Origin of the sequence: Bacillus pumilus, from assembly GCF_024498355.1 — a bacterium.
Lineage (GTDB): Bacteria > Bacillota > Bacilli > Bacillales > Bacillaceae > Bacillus > Bacillus pumilus_P.
Window position 1 is genome coordinate 418421 of sequence record NZ_CP101833.1, and the last position, 24307, is coordinate 442727.

Below are 24307 nucleotides of genomic sequence, written 5' to 3' on the forward strand. Positions count from 1 at the left end.
ACAACATATGATCTTACAGAGAAGCAACCTAAAAGTAAAGCATTTGAAATTATCTTGAGCGAATCTCACCAACTTTATGCTCGGACAACCGATAGAACTATACCAAATCAAAAGATGAATACAACAAAACACGAACTCAAGCGGTCATTAAGATCAATCGAGTGGTGAGAATGTTAGATAGACTATTTAATGGGGAAATATGCTATGATCATCACATCGAAAGAGTTAAGGTGATGTTTGACATTAGATTCATTTGACTTGTAAGAAAATAAAGGAAACGATCCTCCAGTGAACCAAAGTATAAAAGGGAAGTGTGATCATTTGCAAACATCAAAACAAAAACCCGTCATGATCTTAATACACGAAATATACGGAATAAATGATCATATGAAGAGGATGATCGATCATTTTGAAAAAGCTGGTTTTGAGGTCTACTGTCCTCATTTATTGGGACAGGTCAAACACTTCCCTTATGCCAGTGAGAATGAGGCTTACGGCTACTTTATGAATAAAGTTGGTTTTGATGAATCGGTAAAGAGCGTACTGAATGTAGCAAAAGAGTTGAAAAAAAAAAATCCAAAGATAAACATATTTCTACTAGGTTTTAGTGTGGGGGCAACAATTGCCTGGCGATGCAGCCAATATGATCAGTTGTTTACCGGAGTCATTGGATTTTATGGTTCAAGGATCAGAGATTACGTCGATATTACACCTGCCTGCAAAACGCTGTTATTTTTCCCAGAGGTCGAAGCATCCTTTAACCCTCGGGAGGTTGCGAGTGTTTTGGAGAAAAGGGATGAGCTTCGCGTGACAATAGTAGAGGGAAAGCATGGATTTGCCAATCCATATTCTGCGGCTTTTCACGCTGAATCGAAAAATTGTTGCTTTCAGGAAATAGATGATTTTATCAAAGCAGGTCTGCTGAAAGAAGTATGACTTGTGGATGTTTAAACAGTGGTGTCTTATAGTGATCATAAGAAATGTCTGAAATGAGACTCGAAAAGAGCGAAATGAAACCAGTGTGTAAAGATAAAGTTGCACGCTGGTTTTTTGTGAAAACATTTTGGATAAATGGCAACCTATCAAATGCTCAGACCCACCGCCCATTTGTGCGAACATTACTAAAATAAAGACTTTGTGACAGTGACCATAGAAGGAAGCATATTTATTATAAAAGATGTATAATTAGTAGGTTGTTTTAAAAATGGAATGAATCACATGGAGACATGTTTTGATAACAGAGCATCTTAGAAGAAGGAGGGCATCATTGTGGATGTTGGACAAAATCAGCCCGAACAATTGAAAAGGGCGATGACCTCCCGCCATTTATTTATGATTTCACTTGGCGGTGTCATTGGGACAGGCTTTTTCTTAGGAACGGGCTATACGATTGGACAAGCAGGTCCAGTCGGAGCCGTTCTTTCTTATATTGTGGGTGGATTGATTATGTATTTAACCATGCTGTGTCTTGGAGAGCTGTCAGTTGCACTTCCTGTCTCGGGGTCGTTTCACACGTATGCGACCAAATTTGTCAGTCCTGCCGCTGGTTTTGCTGTTGGCTGGATTTATTGGCTCGGCTGGGCGGCAACCGTCGCACTTGAATTCTTATCAGCAGGACAGCTGATGAGGCGCTGGCTCCCGCAAGTGGATGTGTGGATCTGGTGTTTCATATTTGGGCTGTGTCTTTTCTTATTAAATGCCCGATCTGCGAAAGCGTTCGGGGAGTCGGAATTTTTCTTTTCAACCATTAAGATTGTTGCCATTTTATTATTTATTGGTGTAGGCGGAGCGGCGATGTTTGGTTTCATTCAAACGACGAGCGGGGAACCGGCTCCTTACTTCAGTCACTTTGTAAGTGATGGACTGTTTCCAAATGGATTGCTTGCTGTTGTGGTCACGATGATCACGGTGAATTTTTCGTTTCAAGGGACAGAGCTGATCGGGATTGCGGCAGGGGAGAGTGAAAACCCTGAGAAAACCGTTCCTCGTTCTATTCATCAGACGGTTTGGCGTACACTCGTCTTTTTCGTTTTATCTGTTTTCGTATTAGCGGGTATGGTGCCTTGGAAGGAAGCTGGTGTGCTGGAAAGTCCATTTGTCACCGTGTTTGAGAGAACAGGAATTCCTTATGCGGCAGATATCATGAACTTTGTCATTATCATTGCTTTATTATCTGTTGCAAACTCTGGCTTGTATGCTTCAACGAGAATGCTGTACTCCTTATCGAAGGAAGGAATGGCAGGAAAGGCGTTCAGACGAGTGAATCGGCGCGGTATTCCGATGAATGCCTTACTGCTTACCTTCCTGTTTACAGGGATTTCGCTATTATCTGGGTTCTTTGCAGAGAAAACCGTCTTTGTCTGGATTGTTTCAATTGCCGGAATGAGTGCCCAGGCTGGCTGGATCACAATTACATTATCACAGCTGCTTTTCCGCAGGAGATATTTGAAAGCAGGCGGAAAGCTGGAAAATTTGAAATTTAAAACACCCCTTTATCCGGTTCTGCCGATCATTGCGATCACGATGAATACGATCGTATTGGTCAGCCTTGCCTTTGATCCGGAGCAGCGTATCGGGTTATATGTCGGCGTACCACTCATGATCATTGGATATGTCGTCTATCACCGCTATGTGAAGAAACATCAGGTGAAAAGCGAACCGCTCAAACTGCAAATTCGTGGAGATGATGAGATTCGGTTTTAAACCAACAAAAGAAGACAAAGGGCTAAAATAAAGATCATTTTAGCCCTTTGTCAACAATATGAAAGAAGCCCCCTGTCGGGAGGCTTCTTTTTTAATGAACGCCTTTCATCGCTTTCTTAATCACTGGTGTAAGCATCAGCATGACACCACATAAAATGATGGCGATGAGGCCAATGATACCGAAATAAACGGTTTCTGGCACTTTATCAAACAGTTTGACCACTTGTGCATTAATTGCCTGTGCCATCGCATTTGAAAGGAACCAAAGGCTCATTGTTTGCGCTGAGAAGGCAGCAGGTGCAAGCTTGGTTGTCGCTGACAAACCAACTGGTGACAAGCAGAGCTCTCCGATCACAACAAGGAAGAAGCTCAGAACGAGCCATAATGGACTCACAAGTGTGTTTGGACCAGACATGTATGCAGGAATGATCATGATGATAAAGGATAACCCAGCAAACAGTAGGCCAAGTGAGAACTTAATCGGGGTAGACGGCTGTTTCTTTCCAAGTCTGACCCATAACCAAGCAAATACTGGGGACAGCAGCACAATAAAGATCGGGTTCAATGATTGGAACCAAGAAGAGGCCAGTGTCATCCCAAAGAAATTCAAGTTTGTTCGTTGATCCGCATATGTGGCTAAAATGTTTGAGCCTTGTTCTTGAATGGCCCAGAACATCACCGCAGCTAGGAACAATGGAATATAAGCGAGTACCCTGGATTGCTCCACTGCGCTCGTCTTTTTACTGAAATACATCACAATAAAGTAAACAATCGGAATGAGGACGCCAAGGACACTGACAAACCAAGTGAATAGGTTAATGGTAAGCGCGCCTGTTTGGATACCAATGACAGCAAAAACAGCGAGCACAATCACGATCAATGTGCCGAAAATTTTGATGTTCTTGCGTTCAGCGGCTGATAGTGGATTTGTGACATAGGTGCCGGCAAGGCCAAGATTCGGCTTTTTCGTGATCACAAACGTAATGAGTCCAACAAGCATACCAACGGCAGCGAGTGAGAAACCAAGATGGAAATTCACTTTTTGACCGAGTGTTCCGACAATTAATGGCGCAATAAAACCACCCATGTTGATTCCCATGTAGAAAATACTAAACCCCGAATCCCTGCGAGGGTCCGTTTTTGTATACAGGTCACCGACAATGTTTGAAACGTTTGGCTTTAGAAGACCTGTCCCAATAATAATCAGCCCCATACTAATAAAGAGCGCTGTTGCTCCGCTTGGCAGAGCCAAAATGACATGACCAAGCATAATGAAGACCCCGCCATAAAAGACCGTACTGGACGAACCGAATACCCGGTCAGCGAGCCATCCACCAATCACTCCTGACATATAGACAAGGGCACCGTAGACAGACATGATCGAATTGGCTGTCGTCTGGTCAAAGCCAAGACCGCCTTTTGTCACCTCTGTGTACATATAATAAATAAGCAGTGCACGCATGCCATAATAAGAAAAACGCTCCCAAAATTCAGTGAAAAACAGTGTATAAAGTCCTTTAGGATGTCCAAAAAAACCTTTTTGAGGCACACTTTTAACAATTTTATCGTGATCAATTGTAGACATGGCATAGATCCTTTCTTAAAAAAAGAGATATGAGAAAAATGATATTCTTGTATAGTTCTTGTGTCAATATAAAACTATTCTAAAACAGGAAAATGTTAGATCAATAGGCGTAAAGACTCAAAATTATTAAAAATTCATTCAAGTGAAAATTATCGGAAAGTTATTCCAGAAGAATTTATATAAAATTTGAAGTATTGTACAGGCAAACCTTTCCCACATGCATAGGATGATGAGAGGACATGTGTGAAAAGGAGGGATTTTGGTTGGGGGAATTAAATGAATCTGATCTGAAAAAACCGGTTGTCAATGTACTAGATTTTGGTGTGATTGCTGACGGGAAAACGGACTGTACAGCCAAACTCAATGAATGCTTAGAATGGACGAAAGCACAAGGCTACTCCCACGTCTGGCTGCCGAGTGGAACGTATCTGGTAGATGCGGTGTACAGAAGTGATCCATTTTTTCCTTTCCGGGGTGCAGGCATACGGGTGCCAAGTCATATATGCATTGAGATGGCATCAGACGCTGTGATAAAGGTAAAACCAAATGATTCGTGGGGGTATGCGGCCTTTTATATAGGGAAGGTTCAGCATGTGACCATCCGGGGCGGGCGGATTGAAGGGGATCGTCATGAGCATGTGTACAAGTCACTCCCCGCTGAAAGAAAAACCCATGAGTGGGGCTTTGGCATATGTATTGAAGGCGCCTCCCATGTAAATGTGAATCATGTGCAAATAAAGAATTGTACGGGAGACGGCATCATTGTCAGTCCCCACGGTTTATTGACACAGATTGAATCGTACTCGCCGGCTTCGTCTATTCACATTTCTGGCTGCACCATCATGGATTCAAGACGAAACAATATATCGATTACAGGCTGCGATGGGGTCATTGTCGAGGACTGTCTGCTGGAAAGAGCAGGAGTCAACGGGGTCGAGCCGAGAATGGGGATTGATATTGAAGGTTACGGAGAAAGTGCGATCAATATGGAAGAACCGCTGAATATTCAGATTCGAAATAACATCGTTAGAGGTGGTGCAGCAAGCTCCATTTATAACTTCAACGGCTATGGTGTGATCATTGAAGGTAATCATACAGATAGCAGTATTTCCTATGGCTTCGCCACCGAAACAATCATTGCAAACAATTTGATCCGTGCAGTGGGAGGGGGCGTAACAAAAGCAGGGATTACGAGCTTAGGTGTCTCGCTTGGTCAAACGGAAAACAATGTGATCATTATTGGCAATATGATTGAGGGGTTTGAAAAAGGCATTGATGTGAGGGGAGACAGCGTTCACATCACAGGCAATAAGATCAGTCTTTTTGAAGATGCGGCAGTGTCCGTTTACATGGCGAATCGCATTCTAATAGAAGGAAATCATATTGAATCAGGGACGAATACACGCCTGAGAAGCACATCCCTGCGTATCTATCAATCGGATAGCGTCGTCTTTTCAAACAATACGATCTACTCTGTCATCGATGCGGCGATGGTGAGAGGAACGAATATCCTGATCCAGCACAATCAATTCAAAGAATTCAGCAGAGGGATATGGGTACAGGAGGGAGAAGCTGGGATCAACGGCAATCACTTTATTCAAGAAGGGCAAACGCAGCTCACGTCTTCGTATACGATCAGTGTTACAGGAAATGCAAAGGCTTTCATATGGCAGAATCGCTTTAAGCACTACCAAAACTACGCTGTATACAGCAGCACGACGGGGCCTTTAGAAATTAAAGATAATTCCTTTGAAGAAACATCCTTATATGTAGTGATGTATATTAAAAATGGCTCACCACAGATTGGAGATAACCGCTTTTATTTAAATCGTTCGATCGGCCAGCCGACGGCGATTTTTATTGACCAAGCCGCATCGGCACGTGTGCTGCGGAATAATATCATCAATCTATCTCCTCAAAAGGCGATTGCCATTCGCACAACGTCTTCAACTCATTCTGTTATCGCCCATAACATGCTGGAGCGCAGTCAATTGATGACACATACGACGGACCGGCTCATCGGAAATATTGAAATTGATACACCGTAATGGCTTGTGAAATCCCTTATTTTGGAGGTTCAGAAGGCGGTTGACAATCATGTAAAAAGGGCATATAGTAATAATTATTTTTCATTTTTCGCAACATTTGCCCTTTTTTTATTGTTAAAACCGATTAATTCAATCAGAAAAATGTATCTTATGAGGACTTCAGTTTGATATAGCAGGATATAGAAAGGATGAAGAACAAGTGTCTCAGCCGAAAAGGAAGCTCAAGCTAGGCGTATTCATCGCAGGAACTGGACATCATGTCGCCTCTTGGAGACATCCGAATGCAGTACCAGATGCAGCTATGAATCTTGATTACTTTAAACAATTAGCAAAAAAAGCAGAGGAAGGAAAGCTGGATTTGCTCTTTTTAGCCGACAGCTTATCGATTAATCAAACCTCTCATCCGAACGTATTAACGAGATTTGAACCGCTTACACTGCTTTCGTCCATTGCAGAGTCTACCTCTACAATTGGCTTAGCAGCAACAGCATCCACTACATACAGTGAGCCATTCCATATTGCGAGACAGTTTGCCTCACTTGATCATTTATCAGGCGGCAGAGCTGCATGGAATGTGGTCACCTCTTCTATTGAAGAAACAGCAAAAAATTTTAGCGGAGAAGAGCATTTAGCGCATCACAAACGATACGAGCGAGCAGAAGAATTCGTAGAGGTCGTCAAAGGCCTTTGGGATTCTTGGGAAGAGGACGCACTTGTGAGAAACCAAGAAACGGGAAAATTCTTCGAGTCTAGTAAGCTTCATGAGCTGCAGCACAAGGGTGAGTTCTTCTCTGTACGGGGCCCGCTCAACGTATCACGTACGCCGCAAGGACATCCGGTGATCATTCAAGCAGGGTCTTCCGAAGATGGTCAAAAGCTTGCAGCCAAAACAGCTGAGCTTATTTTCACTGCCCAAAACGATCTCGATAAGGCGAAGGAATTTTATCAAAGCTTGAAAGGGAAAGTAGAGGCTGCTGGACGTGCTAGAGAGGACGTCAGCATCATGCCGGGCATCTTCCCGATCATTGCCGATACAGAGGAAGAAGCAAAAGCGAAGTATGAAGAATTACAAGAGCTGATTGTTCCTGAGATTGGTCTAAGCATTTTGCAAAACTACTTAGGTGGTATTGACCTTTCCCAGTATCCATTAGACGGGCCGCTTCCAGAGATTGATCCAAGCACGTCAAATGCGGTGAAAAGCCGCTTTGATCTTGTGATGAATATGGCGAGAACCGGCAACCTGACCATTCGCCAGCTCTACCAATCTGTTGCCGGCTCTCGCGGTCATCATATTTTCATTGGAACACCGGAGCAGCTAGCAGATGTCATGGAAACGTGGCTCACTGAGGAAGCAGCAGACGGCTTTAACGTCATGCCGCCATTATTGCCAGAAGGACTTGATGTATTCGTAGATCGCGTCGTCCCGATCCTTCAGGAAAGAGGCTTATTTAAAACAGAATACACAGGACAAACCTTACGAGAAAATCTCGGATTAACGCAGCCAAAAAATCGTTATACGACATAAGGATGAGGTGACTAACGTTGGGATACACTTTTCGTCTGGCAACAGAGGCAGATACAGAAGCGCTGCTTGAACTGACAACAAGAGCCTATGAGCCGATTCGTGAGCTCGGCATCCAGTTCCAAGCAGCACATGCAGATTTTGCTCTCGTTCAGCAAAATGTACAAAAGAATCTTTGCTATGTCATGGAAGAAAACGGGGAGATTTTATCCACCTTATCACTCCGTATGCCTTGGGGAGAGCAGCCAGGACCGTTCGGCGTCCCGCACATCTGGTGGTTTGCCTCAGAACCAGCCGCTAAAAAAGGCACAGGCTCTGCCTTGCTGGAATGGGTTGAAACCGAAGTGCTAAGGGATACACTGAAGGTACCATATGTGTCTCTCGGTACAGCAGATAAGCATCCGTGGCTCATGGATATGTATGAGCGAAAAGGCTACGTCAGAGCAGGTGAAAAGGATTTAGGCAAGGGCCATATCACGGTTTATTTTAAAAAACAATTAAGATCAGATATGACACAACCATAAGAGGAAAGAAGGGTTTACGAACATGAAAAACAAAAAGTGGCTAGTCGTTCTATTTGCGGCAATGCTTGCGGTTTTAGCAGCTTGCGGCGGCAACAATCAAAGTGAAGGCAAAGACGAAAAAGTGTTAAAAGTAGGCGCAACAGGACAAAGTTATCCATTTGCTTATAAAGAAAACGGCAAGCTTGTTGGATTTGATGTCGAAGTCACAGAAGCGATTGCGAAAAAGCTGGGCTACAAACTAGACTGGCAGCTGAGTGAATTCAGCGGACTCATGGGGCAACTGACATCTGGTAAGCTGGATACAGTGTCAAACCAAGTAGCGATCACAGATGAGCGTAAACAAACGTTTAACTTTACAGATACGTACGCTTACGCAGGAACACAAATCATCGTGAAAAAGGACAACAACGACATCAAAGGTCTTGACGACTTAAAAGGAAAAACAGTGGCGGCGGTTCTTGGCTCAAACCATGCCAAAAACCTAGAGAGCAAAGACCCAGATAAGAAAATCAATATCAAAACATATGAAACGCAAGACGGCGTATTAAATGAAGTGGCAAATGGCCGCGTGGATGCTTACGTCAACGGACGCAGTGTATTACTTGCTCAGATTGAAAAAACAGGTCTTCCACTGAAGATCGTAGGCAACCCAATTGTGTATGAAGAAGTGGGCTATCCATTTGCCAAAGATGAAAAGCATAACAAGCTAAGAGAAGAATTTAACAAAGCCATCAAAGAATTAAGAGAAGACGGGACACTTAAGAAATTGTCTGAGAAATATTTCAAAGACGATGTCACAGTGCCGATCAAAAAATAAAGACAGCGGCGGTGAACAGCAGACATGAATAACATTGATTGGCAGTATATGGTGACGGTTTTTCCGACCTTGATTCAATACTTGCCGATAACGATCTTCATGGCGATTGTCTCCATGGTATTTGCCATTATCATTGGTGTGGTATTCGCTCTCATTACAAAAAACCGGATACCTGTCCTATACCAATTTGCCAAGCTGTATATTTCTTTCTTCAGAGCGGTTCCAACCTTGGTTCAGCTCTTTCTCATTTATTTTGGTCTTCCGCAGCTATTCCCTGCGATGACCTCAATGGATGCCTTAACAGCGGTCATTATCGGATTAAGTATTAAAAACTCAGCGTACTTAGCAGAAATTTTCAGAGCGGCACTCAATTCTGTGGATGAAGGGCAGCTTGAGGCCTGCCTATCTGTCGGCATGACAAGATGGCAGTCTTACGTCAGAATTATTTTCCCGCAGGCAATTAGAAATGCGATTCCAGCGACGGGAAATACCTTTATCGGTCTTTTAAAAGAAACATCTCTTGCCTTTACCATCGGGGTGGCAGAAATGTTTGCACAAGGGAAGATGATTGCCTCGGCGAACTATAAATACTTTGAAACCTATTTAGCCGTAGGGATTGTGTACTGGGTGCTGACCATCATTTATAGCTTCCTGCAAGACCTATTTGAACGAAAAATCAGCAAACCTTACCGGAATTAAGGAGGTGTGGACATGATCAAGCTCACCAATTTGAAGAAATCATTCGGCGACCTTGTCGTCTTGGACGGAATCAATCTTGACGTACAAAAAGGGCAGGTTGTGGCCATTATCGGACCTTCTGGCTCCGGTAAATCAACCTTGCTGCGCTGTTTAAATTTATTAGAAACGCCAGATGAAGGCACGATTGAAATTGGCGATGCGAAGCTGAATGCGTCCAAATATACACGTAAAGAAGCACATCACCTCCGTCAACAAACAGCCATGGTGTTTCAAAGCTATAATCTATTTAAAAACAAAACAGCCCTACAAAACATTACAGAATCACTGCTTGTGACGAAAAAAATGACGAAACAGCAGGCGAATGAGATCGGTATGAAGCTATTAAAGCAGGTGGGGCTAGAACAAAAGGCTGACAGCTATCCGGTCACGTTATCTGGCGGACAGCAGCAGCGGATTGGCATTGCCCGTGCGTTAGCTGTTGATCCACATGCGATTTTACTGGATGAACCGACGTCAGCATTAGATCCAGAGCTCGTCTCAGGTGTGCTTCAGGTCATTAAATCCATTGCGATTCAAGAAACAACTATGATCATCGTCACACATGAAATGGCGTTTGCAAGAGAAGTGGCAGACCATGTGATTTTCATGGCGGATGGTCATATTATTGAGCAGGGGACACCAACAGAACTATTTGATAAAACGAAGAATGAACGAACAAAACGATTTATCCAAAAAGAAGCAGCGGCTGAAGAAGCATAAGCTGCTTTTTATTCTTAAGAGGGGTGAATGTCCAGTGAAATCAATAGGAAATGAAGCCTTAAACAAACGTTTAATTAACATTCGCCGAGCGCTTCATGAGCACCCAGAATTGTCATTTGAAGAATATGAAACGACAAAGAAACTGCGCCGCTGGTTAGAAGAGGAAGGGATCACTGTACTCGATGTCCCAGCTCTTCAAACAGGGATTGTCTGTGAAATAAAGGGAGAACAAGAGGGACCGACAATTGCCCTGAGAGCCGATATTGATGCACTTCCGATTGAAGAAGCATCTGGCGAACCATTTGCTTCAAAGGAACCGGGCAAAATGCATGCATGCGGTCATGATTTTCATACAGCTTCGATTTTTGGTGCGGCGGTCTTATTAAACGAGCGTAAACACGAGATCAAAGGAACGGTCCGCATTTTGTTCCAACCGGCTGAGGAGGTCGCTCAAGGGGCGAAACACGTCATAGAGGCAGGTGTTTTAGATGGGGTGGATGCAATTTTCGGTATGCATAACAAACCTGACCTGCCAGTGGGCACCATCGGCATCAGAGAAAAAGCATTAATGGCAAGTGTCGATCGATTTGAAATCGATATTAAAGGAACAGGCGGTCATGCAGGGATTCCGAATCACACAGTGGATCCAATTGCCATCAGCGGGCAGATCACAAGCGCCCTCCAGCAAATCGTCAGCCGCCGCATTAGCTCATTGCATCATGCGGTTGTCAGCATTACACGTATTCAAGGCGGGACGTCATGGAATGTGATTCCTGACCGTGTCGAGATGGAAGGAACCGTTCGTACGTTTGAGCCAGAAGTGAGAGCGATGATTCCAGATCTCATGAAACAAATCGTAAGCGGGATTGCAGAAGGGTTTGGCGCAAAGGCAGAAGTGAGATGGCATCCCTATTTGCCTTCTGTGATGAATGACGAGCGCCTGACAAAGGTTGTAGAAGAAACGGCTGGTGCACTTGATCTCACAGTAGCACAGGCAGAGCAGTCACCCGGCGGAGAAGACTTTGCCCTTTATCAAGAGCGCATTCCAGGCTTTTTTGTATGGATGGGGACAAACGGCACCGAGGAATGGCATCATCCTGCCTTTACGTTAAATGAAGACGCACTTCCAGTCGCTGCTGCTTTCTTTGCCGAGCTTGCCATTCGGGCTTTGGAGTCACCATCATGGAACTAACGAAACAGCTGGCAGAGGCTGTGCTTTCAGCTGATCCGCTGCAAGATCAGCGGGCCATACAAATGGCCAAAAACGGTCTATTAGACGCTGCGGCAGCAGCGCTTGCTGCGAAAGAGGATGAAGGGATTCAGAAGCTGATGCAGCTTGTTGAAAAAGAAGGCGGGGCAGCGCAGGTTCCCGTCATTGGACAGGGTAAGAAGATCAGCCGTCAATCCGCAGCAATGCTAAACGGCTACCTCATCCATGCCCTTGATTATGATGATGTGCATTCAGATGTGAGAGGACATCCAAGTGCGGTCATCATCCCGGCATTGCTTTCACAGCTGACAGACGGCAAAGGATACGGCGAACGATTTTTAGCCGCCTACATAACAGGTGTCGAAGTGATGGCAAGGCTTGGCGAATCCATCGGCAAGGCGCATTATGAGCGGGGCTGGCATAATACCGGAACCCTCGGAGCCATTGCGGCAGTATGTGCTATCGGCTATTTGAAACAAGTCTCACGAGAAGAGCTGACAAAAGCGATCGGCTTTGCCGGAGCGCAATCATCCGGAATGCGAAAGCAGTTTGGCTCTGATATGAAACCATTACAAGCTGGCTTAGCCGCTAAAACAGCCGTGTGGTCCATGGATTTAGCTTGTTCAGGTTTTGGCGGGAATGAATCGGTTCTTGATGGGGAGAATGGTTTCTTTTCACTCTATGGAGATCAGGAGCTGGCGGAAAAACGGTTGCTAGAAGGCTATGGTTCTATATGGCGCATTGTCACGCCAGGGTTATGGTTCAAAGTATATCCGTTCTGCTCCGCCGCGCACCATGCAGCAGAAGCGATTGAATTTTTGGTGAAAGAACGCCCTTCCATACAGAATCAGATTGAACAGGTCGACGTCATTTTTCCGCCTGGCGGAGATGCGGCGCTCACGGAGCGGACGCCCTTGACTGGAGAAGAAGGACGATTCAGTGTCGAGTACGTCATCGCACTTGCGGTGTTTGGACACACTTTATCACTGGATGCCTTTACGAAAAAAACCATTTCACCCGAGATGCGGACATGGATGAAGCGGGTCAGCAGAGGATATGATCAAACAATAGACCCCCATCCAGACGCTGTCCCAAAAGGACGCTTTACCATTGTGAAGCTCACCTTATCTGACGGCACCACCATCAGCAGGCGGGTCGATATCCCGCGGGGAGCACCCGGACACGCATTATCGAAAGAAGACATCATGCAAAAGTTAAGCAGTGTCATAGACGCATCACATGCACAGCAGATCCTACAAGCAATTGAAGCGGCAAACGACTCTTCTTATCTGCAGCTGCTGGATTAGTAAGGAAAAGGCTCATCAATCGAGATGAGCCTTTTTTAATGGATTCAATTATTATTCTGCAAAAGAGTCAATGCCTTCTATGATTTCGCAAAGAAGATATTCAAAGAAGTGGTCTTTGGCGTAAATGGTATTATTCTCATATGGAGACCAATTAAGCACTGAGCACTCGCCATCTTTCATTTGGTTTGTGTCTAGTACCATCATATAAGGACCGTGATTGACTATGACCACATAGCCTTCAGGAAGACCTTGTTCTTGAAAAGTACGAGTGGCCTCAATGACAGGTGATTCTTCAATTTCACTAGGTGAACCGCCCTCAATATGAATCCCTAAAATCCCGCCTGTTCCAAACTGTTTGATATACCATTTATAACTATCGGGAAGCGTGACATTTAATTCTTTTTCAATATAGGAGACTTCTTCATCAGTCAAAGAACCATAAATGACACTGTCCTCATCTTGATATTTTTTAAAGTAATGTAGAATCATATCTTCAACTAACATGTTGACCCACCTTTTACAACGCCTTATCGAGGAATTTTCTTCATTTCCCCCCCATTCTAACATTTTATTGGATGATGCATCCAACGCCATCAAAAAGTATGAATAAAAGATGACCAAACCATGATAAGTTCATGAAATCGTTTGAATCCAATTGAGATTTGAGAAGGAACATGTAAAATAAAGCTACATAAAGAAAAACAAGCAACAGCGGAGGCTGATGATGAAAATATTAATGATTGAAGACAATCAGAGCGTTTGTACAATGACAGATATGTTTTTTCAAAGAGAGGGGTTTCAAGTAGAATTCGTTCATGATGGACTAGAAGGACTGAATCGGTTTCAGCAAGAGGAGGATTGGGATTTGCTCATCTTAGATGTCATGCTTCCGTCGATGGATGGTTTGACCATTTGTCAAAAGGTGCGCAAGATCAGTGATGTTCCGATTATTATGCTGACGGCAAAGGAAACCGAGTCTGATCAGGTGCTTGGTTTTGATCTTGGAGCAGATGATTATGTGACCAAACCCTTTAGTCCTTTGACCTTAATGGCAAGAATCAAAGCGGTGAAACGACGCTTTGCTCATACATCCACTCTAGAAAAGGTGAAAGAGGACGAACGGCTGGAGACAGCGTATTTTCAATTAGATAAGAAAACGAGAGAAGTCTTTCTAGATGGAGAGCGTATTGAGAACTTGACGCCAAAGGAATATGATCTGCTGTGTTTTTTTATTCACCATCCTCGGCAAGTGTTTTCGCGCGAGCAATTACTGGAACAGATTTGGGGATATCAATTTTATGGAGATGAACGGACGGTTGATGTTCATATTAAACGGCTTCGCCAAAAAATTGGGGACGGGCCTAAGCCCTTTTTGTATACAGTATGGGGCGTAGGGTATAAGTTCGATGAAGATTAAATATTTTTATCAGCTGCTGATTAGCCACCTTGGGTTATTGCTCATCGCCATCATGATTATCAGCACCCTCTTATCTCATTTTGTGAAAGATATTGCCTATCAAAACAGGGTCGATGAAATGAGCTCCTATGGCAATGAAATCTTGCAGAATTTTAAACAGCTGCCTAAAACCGAGATGATCTTCCGTCTGCGTCCATTTGAAGATATTCTCTCGACAAGACAAATTCGCTTTTTCGTGTTTGATGAGAAAGGGGATGTTCTGTCTCAGCAGCAGGGGATGCCTCCGCATGAAGCTTTGCTGACAAAGGATTTATGGGTGAAGCTCTCAAAAGGAGAGCAAATCATCGTGAAGCGGAGTGATTCACGCCGCCTCGATCAAGAGGCATCACTTGTGGCGCTCCCTGTCATGGAGGATGGGAAGCTGAAGGGCGGAGTCGTCCTCATTGCTCCGATTCAAGGAGCTGAACAGCTCATCGCCCAGATGAACCGCTATCTGTATATCATCGTATTTGTGGCACTGACGATTACCTTTATTCTCAGTCTGTTTCTGTCTAAATTTCATGTGAAGCGAATCAAAAAATTGAGAGAGGCGACTGAAAAGATTGCACAAGGCGATTACAATATCAACCTTGAAAACAAACACCTTGATGAAATTGGCACACTTAGTGAGGATTTTAATATGATGGCCGAACGCCTCCAACGATCAAGAGAGGAAATTGACCGGCTTGAAAAGCGGAGACGTCAATTCATCGCTGATGTGTCTCACGAATTAAAAACGCCGCTGACCACCATTCGAGGGTTGGTAGAATGGCTGAACACAGCGGATGTGCCGGCAGAAGAGAAAGAGAAATGCTATGCCTTAATCACAGACGAGACAAAACGAATGCTGCGCCTCGTCAATGAGAATATGGATTATGAGAAAATCAGATCGAATCAAATTACCCTTCAAAAATTTCACTATCCACTCATTGATACGTTTGAAGTGATCAAAGAGCAGCTGAGCCGAATCGCTGAAGAGAAAAACAATCAGCTGATCGTAGACGTTGATCCTGAACAAAAGGTATACGCAGATTATGACCGGCTCATTCAAATCCTTGTCAATATCACAAAGAACGCCATTCAATTCACAGAAGGCGGCCGTATTTCCTTAAGAGGGAAACAAGAGAATCAAGAGACGGTCATTGAAATTGAAGACACGGGCATTGGCATTGCGCCAGACGAAGTCAAACACATATGGGAACGTTTTTATAAAGCGGATATCTCCAGAACGAATACACCGTATGGAGAATACGGACTGGGTTTGTCCATTGTGAAGCAGCTTGTGGACTTGCATGAAGGGCATATCGATATGAAAAGTGAAAAAAACAAAGGAACAACATTTACCATTCGACTGCCGTTTCCAGAAGAAAAGGGCTAAAACAAAATCTCTAGCCCTTTTGAAAATCATCACTTATTCATTTTTGGTAAACGTTAAGCCGATATGAGCTAGCGCTTGCGGTAAATCTTTACGAATGGTGATATCTTTAAATGAAATATTAGACTGAATCGCACTTAAAGCAAGGTCTTGCTTAACACCTGTTAATACAGCCGAAATCCCTAAAAGTCTCAGCGTTTGCGCATAGCTGACCAAATATTGAATGCTTTGTTCATTCAGGCGTTTTGTTCCCGATACATCGATGACCAGATGAGAGAGCGACAGCCTGTAGCTTTCCTGTAAAATGGTTTCTAAAATATGCTGAGCACGTGTCTCTTCGATATCACCAAGAAGAGGGAGCACGGCGACACCGTCAACAACTGGTACGATCGGTACAGATAATTGCTGAATCTGCCGGTTGGCACGGTCGAGTTCAAGGACGTAGCTTAATAAAGAAGCCATCGTTTCAAACATATACACATGCTCTTCTGTAAACTGCTGCGCCCTTAGATCAAGTCCACAAATCGTTCCGTAGTTCGTGCCATCTGTAAAATCAATGGGAACCCCAATGAACGAGCCGCCTTGAAGCCGTTTCGTGACCTCCAAGTATCTAGAACGGTCGTCCAATGAAATATCAGGGATCACCAGTGTATCCTGATAATCGACCGCCAGCTTGCAAAATGTCTTTTCGTAAGGAAGTTCTTCCCCTTCTTCAAGAAGCTGCTCGTCATGATTTAGCACCTTTACAATCTGATTGGTGTTTTGATCATTTTTAGCAATAAACAGTGTATTCACATCAATGAATTGACTCATCATGTTTAAAATACTTGTAGAAGCATCATGAAAATTGCGAAACTGTTTTAATAGTTGTTGACGAGGCATTGTTTTAGGACTCCTTGTAGCTCCGATCAAAGGCCGGAACGGTAGTTGATTTGTCTCTATCATACAAAATCAAACGAGAAATAGATATACTTTAATGCGCAAATCAGCTCGAAGCGCGTTAGATCAAAAAGACTGCCGATCCGGAGATCTGACAGTCTGCTAATTAAATGGAGACAGGTACAGTAGACATAGAGAAAAATTCCTCATACAAGGCCTGAACGGCTTCTTTTTCTTGAGCCGCTTTGACGCCAAACATCATGCTGACCTCTGAAGAGCCCTGGTTGATCATTTCAATATTGACCTTGGCTTTTGACAGTGCCTTTGCCGCTCTTGCTGTTGTGCCAACATTATGACGCATCGCTTCTCCTACGACCATAATGAGGGAGAGATTCCGCTCTAAAGTGACCTCATCAGCATTAAGCACGAGCGTCAGGCGGTCTAACAGCTCTTGTTCAATATGCTGCTCCTCCAGCTGATCCTGCCTTAAAATAATGGTCATATCATCAATACCTGAGGGAACATGCTCATAAGTAAGGCCATATTCCTCTAATGTTTGCAGCACCTTACGTCCAAAGCCGACTTCTCGGTTCATCAAATATTTACTGATATAAATGCTGCAAAATCCATGATCTGAGGCGATGCCAACAACAGGCCCATTCGTATGATCCCGCTGACTCACGATTTTTGTGCCTTTGGCTGCTGGATTATTGGTGTTTTTAATTTGAACAGGGATGCCTGCCCGGAAAGCCGGAATGAGCGCTTCATCATGGAACACAGAAAAACCAGCATAGGACAGTTCACGCATTTCCCGATACGTCAGTTCAGTGATCTCCTTTGGCTCGTGAACGATCGTTGGATTGACGGCGTAGACAGCATCCACATCTGTAAAGTTTTCATACACATCTGCCTTCAGCCCGTTTGCCAAAATGGAACCGGTAATATCTGATCCGCTTCGAGAAAAGGTGACGATATCACCCGCTAGACTGAAGCCAAAAAACCCAGGGAATACAATGATGCCAGAGCGTTCTCTTAATTTGTACAAATGATCATATGATTCCGGGAGGACTTGCGCTTGGCCAGGCTCGTTGCTCACAAATAAACCAGCTTCCTTTGGATTCACATAGTGGGCCTCGACACCTTGATGGCGGAAATAGGCGGCAATCAGCTTCGCGTTATTATCTTCACCACTTGCTTTGATAGCATCAAGATAACGCTCAGGATGAGACGAATCAGCCTGTAATAATGCGTCTAGGTCGTGCCGGATGGTGTCAATAATGTGATGACCTAAACCTAGTTCATCAGCAATCGAGGCATACCGCTCGATGACGGCTTCCTGTAAATCATGTGCTTCACCTAAACGTAAATATTGTTCACCACAGCTAATTAATAGATCGGTGACCTTCGTATCCGTTGAATGCCGTTTTCCTGGTGCGGAAACAACGACTGCTTTTCGAGCTGGATCTGCTGTTACAATGTCAAATACCTTTTGCAGCTGCTTGCCAGATGCAAGAGAACTGCCACCAAATTTAACGACCTTCAATGCATACATCTCCTATAGTAAAAATTTTCTCACAAATTGAATAGTTCCTATTATCAACTCTTTTCTTCAAATGATCAAGGTTTTTCTTCTCTATAAAAACAAATGTATTTTCAGAGAGGACGATATAGAGGGTCATATGAAAAAAGGGCCGGCAATATGCCGAGCCCTTTTTCTTATGAAGAAGATGAGGAGGAAGACAGCTCCTGTTTCCTCACTTTGTTCTCGCGTTTTTCCTTTAAGAAAAACGCGAGGACGAGTCCAACGACCGCAATCAGACCAGAAACGATAAATGACGTATTCATGCCATGAACGGCTGATTTCAATGGATGAGCTATTTCTGCATTTGCAGCAGAACTGCTCATAATAGAGACAAGCACAGCCGTCCCAATAGAGCCGCCCATTTGTCTCATCGTGTTATTCATCGCTGTCCCATGCGGGATAAGCTGCGGTGGTAAAGAGTTAATACCTGCTGTTGTCAGCGGCATCATGATCATCCCAACTCCGATTAAGCGAAGCGTGTAGGCCACCGTAATGAGAGCAATCGAAGAATCAAGGCTTAGCATCATAAATGGCAGGGAGGTGACGGTTAATATCGTAAACCCGCCTATTGCCAGCCCTCTTCCGCCGACTTTATCAAAAATCCGTCCGATAATCGGTGACAGGAATCCCATAAAGAGAGCACCCGGCAATAAGATAAGTCCTGTATCAAGCGCAGACAACCCTCTGACATTCTGCGTATAGAGCGGCAGAATGGTCTCAGTTCCAATCAGTAAAGCAAAGACGAGCATGCCGAGGAAGGTTGTTAAGCTAAAGACCGCAAACTTAAATACACCAAACTCAAGCATCGGTCTTTCCAAATTCGACTGACGCAGGATAAAGAGGAATAAGCTCACGGCGCCGACAATCAGCGAAATGAGGACAGGTGCACTCGTCCATCCATATGAGCCCACACTAGAAAACCCGTACAGTAAACCGCCGAAACCGAAGGACGACAGGATGACGGATAAGACATCAATACGTGTCTCTCTTTGCTGCGTGACATTTTTCATTAAGAAATAAGCAAGAATGAGATCAATGATACCGATTGGCAGAACAATATAGAACAAAAATTTCCAACTAAAGGAATCGACAATCCATCCGCCAAGTGTTGGCCCAAGCGCTGGTGCAAACGAGATGACAAGTCCGACCATTCCCATGGCCTGCCCGCGTTTTTCTTTCGGGAAAATGGTCAAAAAGATCGTTTGCATTAGCGGCATTAAAATCCCTGCACCGGCTGCCTGTACAATACGCGCTGCAAGTAACACAGGGAAATTTGTTGCAAACGCAGCAAGAATCGTACCTGCTGTAAAAATGCTAAGAGCCGTTAAAACTAAGGCACGGCTCGAAAATTTCTCTATTAAGAAGGCAGTAATCGGGATGAGAATCCCGTTTGTCAGCATAAAGGCTGTAGTCAGCCATTGTCCTTTACTGACATCAATATTGAATTCCTCCATGATGTGTGGGATCGCTGGAATGAGCAGCGTTTGGTTTAGAATCGCGACGAATGCCCCGACGAGAAAAATCCCAACAATCACAGGTCGATTATACGATGTTGTTGATTGGTTCATGTTATCCCTTCTTTATCTATAAAATGATGCTTTTCAGCTGTGACACGTTTTGAGATAAAACGCTGTTTTTGCCTAAATAATCGAGCAATGAGCTGATTAAAAAGGTTCTCGGTTGATCCTTTGATAATTCTTGATTCAGCAGCTCAAATGCAGAGAGGAGATCGTCCTTTTCTTCTCCGTTTGAAAGTGCATGAAGCTCTTGCTTGATCTTCGTTAAGTACGTAATGACATGTTTTTCTTCATCATATTCGTCCTGTGAGGAAAGCAGATAAGAGTCCATCAGCTCATCTGTTAACACAGGCTCAATGGAGCAAGGCTTTTTCGATACACGGTCCATCACACCGATGATCATTTCGGCAGCATTTTCTAATTGAATGTTCTTATGCTCAATCGCCAGCATTAAGATGACTTCTCTCATTAATCCATTGAGGACAATCACAAGATCCCAGACATAAGGAGCAACAGTTTCGCCATATGTGCTTAAAATAATATCTCTGTGCCGCTGCATGATAATAGAGCGTGTTTCACGCAAATGCTTTTTGACAATGGGGGAATGCTGAGAAAATGCTTCGAAGGACAGCATATTTAAAAATTTATGATTCTCTTTAAACTCTTCAAGCTCAAGCTTAATCTTCTTTGTGAATTTTTCCTTTTTGGACAGCGTCGCTTCTGAATGAATGAGGTGAGAAATCTCCCTCATCTTGCGCTGATTATATTTAATCAGTTCTAATAGAAGCTCTTCCTTTGAATCAAACAGTTTATAAATAGACGCTTTTGATATTTTACAGGCATCAGCAATCGACTGCATGGAGACACTCATATAGCCTTTTTGTGAAAACAATTTTTTCGAAACCCGCAAAATCTCTTCTTGCTTTTCTTTCATTTTCTTAAGTCCTTTCCGAATCGGCAAAACCATGTGGTCACAATGGAAACCGAGTGGTCACTTTTGACATGATAACAAAACCAAGGGCTTATTTCAAGAAAACGAACTTAAAAAAATACCTATCTGTATGACAGGTATTGATCGTTCTATTTAGGAATGAGATTGTATGTTATAAAGAAATACGATACATTTATCGTATGAATAATCCAATCCATCCAAACCGAGAAGACATGACACTGATTTCTGTGCTGCAAGCATTGGCTGACCCTGTCCGATTAGAAATTGTCCGCTGCTTAGCAGAAGCGGGGGAGAGGACATGCGGCACATATGATATGAACATTGCCAAATCCACGCTTTCCCATCATTTCAAAGTGCTGAGGGAGGCAGGCGTCGTGAAAGTGAGAATTGACGGGAAGCACCGCTACTATTCTCTAAGAAAAGAAGACATCGAGACCGCTTTTCCTGGACTTGTGTCATCGATTTTATCTGTAGATAAAGAGCGGTGGTAAGCCAGCTGTCTATGAAGAGCAGCTGGCTATTTTATTTCCCATAAATCGACTCGTACAGCCGTTTCACCGCTGGCTGAATATCCTCTGGCCGCATATGTGAGAAGCCGAGGACGAGCGGGACAAAGCCTTCTTGATGCCCTGGCAAATGCTCATCAAGGGTAAAACGGTCCATCCCGTACATTTTCAGCTTTCTTTCTTTGGCTCGCTTTAAAATGTCGTGCTGCGTTCGATCTGAGCGGAACTCTGCGATAAAATGAAGACCTGCATTTTCCCCAATAATGCGCACGTTGTCAGCAAAAACGGTGTCGAGTTCTCCGATGAGCTGCTTCCTTTTTTCTTCATATAATCCATTCATTCTCTTAATATGCCGCTGATACGCGCCGTCTTTAATAAAATGAAGAAGGGTGTATTGGGTAAAAAGATTGGCTGTTTGAATGAAAAAATGCTGTTCTTCCTTATAGCGTCTTAATAAATGCTGCGGGAGCACCATGTAGCTGATCCGCAAGCCGGGCAGCAATGATTTAGAAAAGGTCCCCATATAAATGACTTTGTCATATCGATCAAGGCTTTGCAGCGCTGGTATGCTGTCTGTGCCATACTTAAATTCACTGTCATAATCGTCCTCAATGATATAGCGGTCTTGCTGATCAGCCGCCCAGTTTAACAACTGTATCCTCCGAGAAATCGGCATGATGACCCCTGTTGGGAACTGATGAGAAGGGGTAATGATTAAGACATTCGGCTGTTTTTTGTGAATGTCGCTCATCCGCACACCTTTTTGGTCAATCCCAATCGTTTCAATTCGGTGATGATTGTTTTTCAGCATTTGATAGAGCCTGCGGTAGCCAGGGTTTTCTAACCCGTATACTTGATCAGCCGGAAGAATGCTCGATAACGAATGAATGAGTGACTGTGTGCCTGCGCTTAAAATGAGCTGCTCTGGGTAGCATTTAACGCCTCGTGCAAGTCCAATCAGCCGGGCGATCGTTTCCCGCAGCTCATAAACGCCTTGTGGATGCGGAAGCTCACCAAAGGCTTCTTGGTGAAGACTGATCGCCTTTTGTTCACTTTTCAGCCAGCTTTTAAAAGGAAAGTTTGCTGTATCAACGGAGATGTGTGAAAAGGAATACCAGTCGTCTCGCGCAATAGGCTCTTCCTTTAAATCCGCTGGAAGGGAAGAGGGTTTCAGCTGACCTGATTCATGAAACGTTTCAAGTGATTCCACAAAAAAGCCTTTGCGCTCAACCGAATATAAATATCCCTCGGCAAGCAGCTGTTGATACGCGCCATTCACCGAATTGACGCTGACTTTTAATGTATCGGCTAACTCTCGTTTAGAGGGTAATTGATCGTGGGGCTGAAGATTTCGATTTAAAATTTCATCTTTAATTTTTGTATAGATTTGATGATAAATAAATCCGTTTGCTCTTGTTTGATCTAGTTGAATTGTCAGCATCACGCCATTCCATCCTCTCTGATACCATCAAAAAAATGATATTGGTACTTTCTATCATACCAAAAAATATTCAGAATAATAAAAAAGACATAAAGGGGATGGATGACAATGAGTCAAACGACAACAAACCGTTTTTCAACAGAAGAATGGCAGGGGAAAAGAGATCAATACGTCGCAAGGGGCGTCAGTAATGGCAACCGTCATCTTGCAGCGAAAGGGAAGGGAGCCGAGCTGTTCGATATTGATGGGAATCGTTTTATCGATTTTGCAGGCGCTATCGGTACATTAAATGTAGGGCATTCACATCCAAAGGTTGTGGAAGCGGTGAAAGCACAGGCAGACAGTCTGATTCATCCAGGATTCAACGTGATGATGTACGAATCCTATATCGAATTAGCAGAAAAGCTATGCCACCTAACGCCAGGCGACCATGACAAGAAAGCCATTTTCTTAAATTCAGGTGCAGAAGCTGTTGAAAATGCGGTGAAAATTGCCCGTAAATATACGAAACGACAGGCTGTTGTATCTTTTACAAGAGGCTTCCACGGCAGAACAAATATGACGATGAGCATGACGAGCAAGGTCAAGCCATATAAATTTGGGTTCGGGCCATTCGCATCAGAGGTGTATCAAGCGCCGTATCCTTATTACTATCAGAAGCCTGAGGGATTAAGTGATGCGGCCTACGATGAGTACATCATTGATCAATTCAATCAATTCTTTGTGGCAACCGTTGCACCAGAAACCGTTGCTTGTGTGGTCATGGAGCCTGTCCAAGGGGAGGGCGGATTCATTGTACCATCGAAGCGCTTTGTACAGCACGTCGCTTCATTCTGCCAGCAGCACGGTATTGTATTTGTCGCAGACGAGATCCAAACAGGTTTTGCGAGAACGGGGAAATACTTTGCCATTGAGCACTTTGATGTTGTGCCAGACTTAATCACTGTGTCAAAATCACTTGCAGCTGGCCTGCCGCTAAGCGGTGTCGTTGGCAGAAAAGAACTGCTTGATGCAGCGGATCCAGGCGAGCTGGGGGGAACGTATGCTGGAAGTCCGTTAGGCTGTGTGGCAGCATTAGCGGTTCTTGATATCATTGAAACAGAACAATTAAATCAACGATCTGAACACATTGGACAAGTCATTGAAGACAAAGCAAATGATTGGAGAACAAAGTACCCATTCATTGGAGAAGTCCGGAGATTAGGGGCAATGGCAGCAATTGAAATTGTGGAAGATCAAAGAACGCGTACACCTGATAAGAAAACAGCCGCAGCGATTGCAGCATATGCAAATGAGCATGGGCTGCTCTTATTAACGGCAGGGATTAATGGGAATATTATTCGCTTTTTAACACCACTTGTCATCACAGATGAGCTGCTGCATGAAGGATTAGGGATCATCGAGGACGCCTTCAAAGCACGCTAA

General features: G+C 43.9%; 21 protein-coding genes. 14 read left to right on the forward strand and 7 right to left on the reverse strand.

Going from position 1 to position 24307, the window contains the following annotated elements:
- Window positions 1-321 precede the first annotated feature (321 nt).
- Window positions 322-936 (forward strand): dienelactone hydrolase family protein, encoded by a 615-nt coding sequence (locus tag NPA43_RS02040; RefSeq protein ID WP_256499300.1) that lies wholly within the window; start codon window positions 322-324, stop codon window positions 934-936.
- Window positions 937-1269: 333 nt separating this feature from the next.
- Window positions 1270-2703: an amino acid permease gene (locus NPA43_RS02045; protein WP_099726070.1), complete on the forward strand. Its 1434-nt coding sequence runs from the start codon at window positions 1270-1272 to the stop codon at window positions 2701-2703.
- Window positions 2704-2794: 91 nt separating this feature from the next.
- Here the strand turns inward: NPA43_RS02045 and NPA43_RS02050 are convergent, their stop codons facing one another.
- Window positions 2795-4288, reverse strand: a complete 1494-nt coding sequence (locus NPA43_RS02050) for a peptide MFS transporter (RefSeq protein ID WP_230031281.1) — start codon at window positions 4286-4288, stop codon at window positions 2795-2797.
- 263 nt (window positions 4289-4551) lie between these two features.
- Between NPA43_RS02050 and NPA43_RS02055 the strand changes: the two genes are divergently transcribed.
- The 8 genes from NPA43_RS02055 (at window position 4552) to NPA43_RS02090 (ending at window position 13174) form a co-directional block, all read left to right on the forward strand.
- A complete protein-coding gene (locus tag NPA43_RS02055; RefSeq protein WP_099726063.1) occupies window positions 4552-6336 on the forward strand; it encodes a right-handed parallel beta-helix repeat-containing protein in 1785 nt (594 codons plus the stop codon).
- A 199-nt stretch (window positions 6337-6535) separates the two neighbouring features.
- Window positions 6536-7861, forward strand: coding sequence for an LLM class flavin-dependent oxidoreductase (locus tag NPA43_RS02060; RefSeq protein WP_099726062.1), 1326 nt, complete (start codon window positions 6536-6538; stop codon window positions 7859-7861).
- A 17-nt stretch (window positions 7862-7878) separates the two neighbouring features.
- Window positions 7879-8382: a GNAT family N-acetyltransferase gene (locus tag NPA43_RS02065; protein WP_099726061.1), complete on the forward strand. Its 504-nt coding sequence runs from the start codon at window positions 7879-7881 to the stop codon at window positions 8380-8382.
- A 22-nt stretch (window positions 8383-8404) separates the two neighbouring features.
- Entirely contained in the window at window positions 8405-9199 is a 795-nt protein-coding gene (locus tag NPA43_RS02070; RefSeq protein ID WP_099726060.1) for an amino acid ABC transporter substrate-binding protein, read from the forward strand.
- A gap of 24 nt (window positions 9200-9223) precedes the next feature.
- On the forward strand, window positions 9224-9898 hold the full coding sequence (locus tag NPA43_RS02075; protein ID WP_230031282.1) for an amino acid ABC transporter permease: 675 nt from the start codon (window positions 9224-9226) through the stop codon (window positions 9896-9898).
- Between the two features lie 12 nt (window positions 9899-9910).
- Window positions 9911-10657 (forward strand): amino acid ABC transporter ATP-binding protein, encoded by a 747-nt coding sequence (locus NPA43_RS02080; RefSeq protein ID WP_230031283.1) that lies wholly within the window; start codon window positions 9911-9913, stop codon window positions 10655-10657.
- 34 nt (window positions 10658-10691) lie between these two features.
- Window positions 10692-11849: an amidohydrolase gene (locus NPA43_RS02085; RefSeq protein WP_305881446.1), complete on the forward strand. Its 1158-nt coding sequence runs from the start codon at window positions 10692-10694 to the stop codon at window positions 11847-11849.
- Entirely contained in the window at window positions 11840-13174 is a 1335-nt protein-coding gene (locus NPA43_RS02090) for an MmgE/PrpD family protein (protein WP_256499301.1), read from the forward strand. Before NPA43_RS02085 ends, NPA43_RS02090 begins: the two co-directional genes overlap by 10 nt.
- 51 nt (window positions 13175-13225) lie before the next feature.
- Here NPA43_RS02090 and NPA43_RS02095 read toward each other — a convergent pair whose 3' ends face one another.
- A complete protein-coding gene (locus tag NPA43_RS02095; RefSeq protein WP_256499302.1) occupies window positions 13226-13678 on the reverse strand; it encodes an SMI1/KNR4 family protein in 453 nt (150 codons plus the stop codon).
- Between the two features lie 220 nt (window positions 13679-13898).
- Between NPA43_RS02095 and NPA43_RS02100 the strand changes: the two genes are divergently transcribed.
- Both NPA43_RS02100 and NPA43_RS02105 read left to right on the forward strand, forming a co-directional pair.
- Entirely contained in the window at window positions 13899-14591 is a 693-nt protein-coding gene (locus tag NPA43_RS02100; RefSeq protein ID WP_256499647.1) for a response regulator transcription factor, read from the forward strand.
- On the forward strand, window positions 14581-16008 hold the full coding sequence (locus tag NPA43_RS02105) for a sensor histidine kinase (protein ID WP_256499303.1): 1428 nt from the start codon (window positions 14581-14583) through the stop codon (window positions 16006-16008). The genes NPA43_RS02100 and NPA43_RS02105 overlap by 11 nt, the downstream gene beginning before the upstream one ends.
- Window positions 16009-16041: 33 nt before the next feature.
- Here NPA43_RS02105 and NPA43_RS02110 read toward each other — a convergent pair whose 3' ends face one another.
- From NPA43_RS02110 to NPA43_RS02125, 4 genes are all read right to left on the reverse strand, one after another.
- Window positions 16042-16887, reverse strand: coding sequence for a GAF domain-containing protein (locus NPA43_RS02110; RefSeq protein WP_256499304.1), 846 nt, complete (start codon window positions 16885-16887; stop codon window positions 16042-16044).
- A 163-nt stretch (window positions 16888-17050) separates the two neighbouring features.
- Window positions 17051-18427 carry an aspartate kinase gene (locus tag NPA43_RS02115; RefSeq protein ID WP_099726053.1) on the reverse strand — a complete coding sequence of 459 codons (1377 nt, stop codon included), beginning with the start codon at window positions 18425-18427 and terminating at the stop codon, window positions 17051-17053.
- A gap of 173 nt (window positions 18428-18600) precedes the next feature.
- The gene (locus NPA43_RS02120; protein WP_099726052.1) at window positions 18601-20034 is read right to left on the reverse strand and encodes an MDR family MFS transporter; all 1434 of its coding nucleotides are present in this window, start codon (window positions 20032-20034) and stop codon (window positions 18601-18603) included.
- A 16-nt stretch (window positions 20035-20050) separates the two neighbouring features.
- Entirely contained in the window at window positions 20051-20917 is an 867-nt protein-coding gene (locus NPA43_RS02125) for a TetR/AcrR family transcriptional regulator (RefSeq protein ID WP_230031289.1), read from the reverse strand.
- Between the two features lie 197 nt (window positions 20918-21114).
- Between NPA43_RS02125 and NPA43_RS02130 the strand changes: the two genes are divergently transcribed.
- A complete protein-coding gene (locus NPA43_RS02130; RefSeq protein WP_099726050.1) occupies window positions 21115-21426 on the forward strand; it encodes an ArsR/SmtB family transcription factor in 312 nt (103 codons plus the stop codon).
- Between the two features lie 31 nt (window positions 21427-21457).
- Here the strand turns inward: NPA43_RS02130 and gabR are convergent, their stop codons facing one another.
- Window positions 21458-22882 carry a MocR-like transcriptional regulator GabR gene (gabR, locus tag NPA43_RS02135; RefSeq protein WP_099726049.1) on the reverse strand — a complete coding sequence of 475 codons (1425 nt, stop codon included), beginning with the start codon at window positions 22880-22882 and terminating at the stop codon, window positions 21458-21460.
- Window positions 22883-22990: 108 nt separating this feature from the next.
- Here gabR and gabT point away from each other — a divergent pair, with 108 nt between their 5' ends.
- Window positions 22991-24307 carry a 4-aminobutyrate--2-oxoglutarate transaminase gene (gene gabT / locus NPA43_RS02140; RefSeq protein WP_099726048.1) on the forward strand — a complete coding sequence of 439 codons (1317 nt, stop codon included), beginning with the start codon at window positions 22991-22993 and terminating at the stop codon, window positions 24305-24307.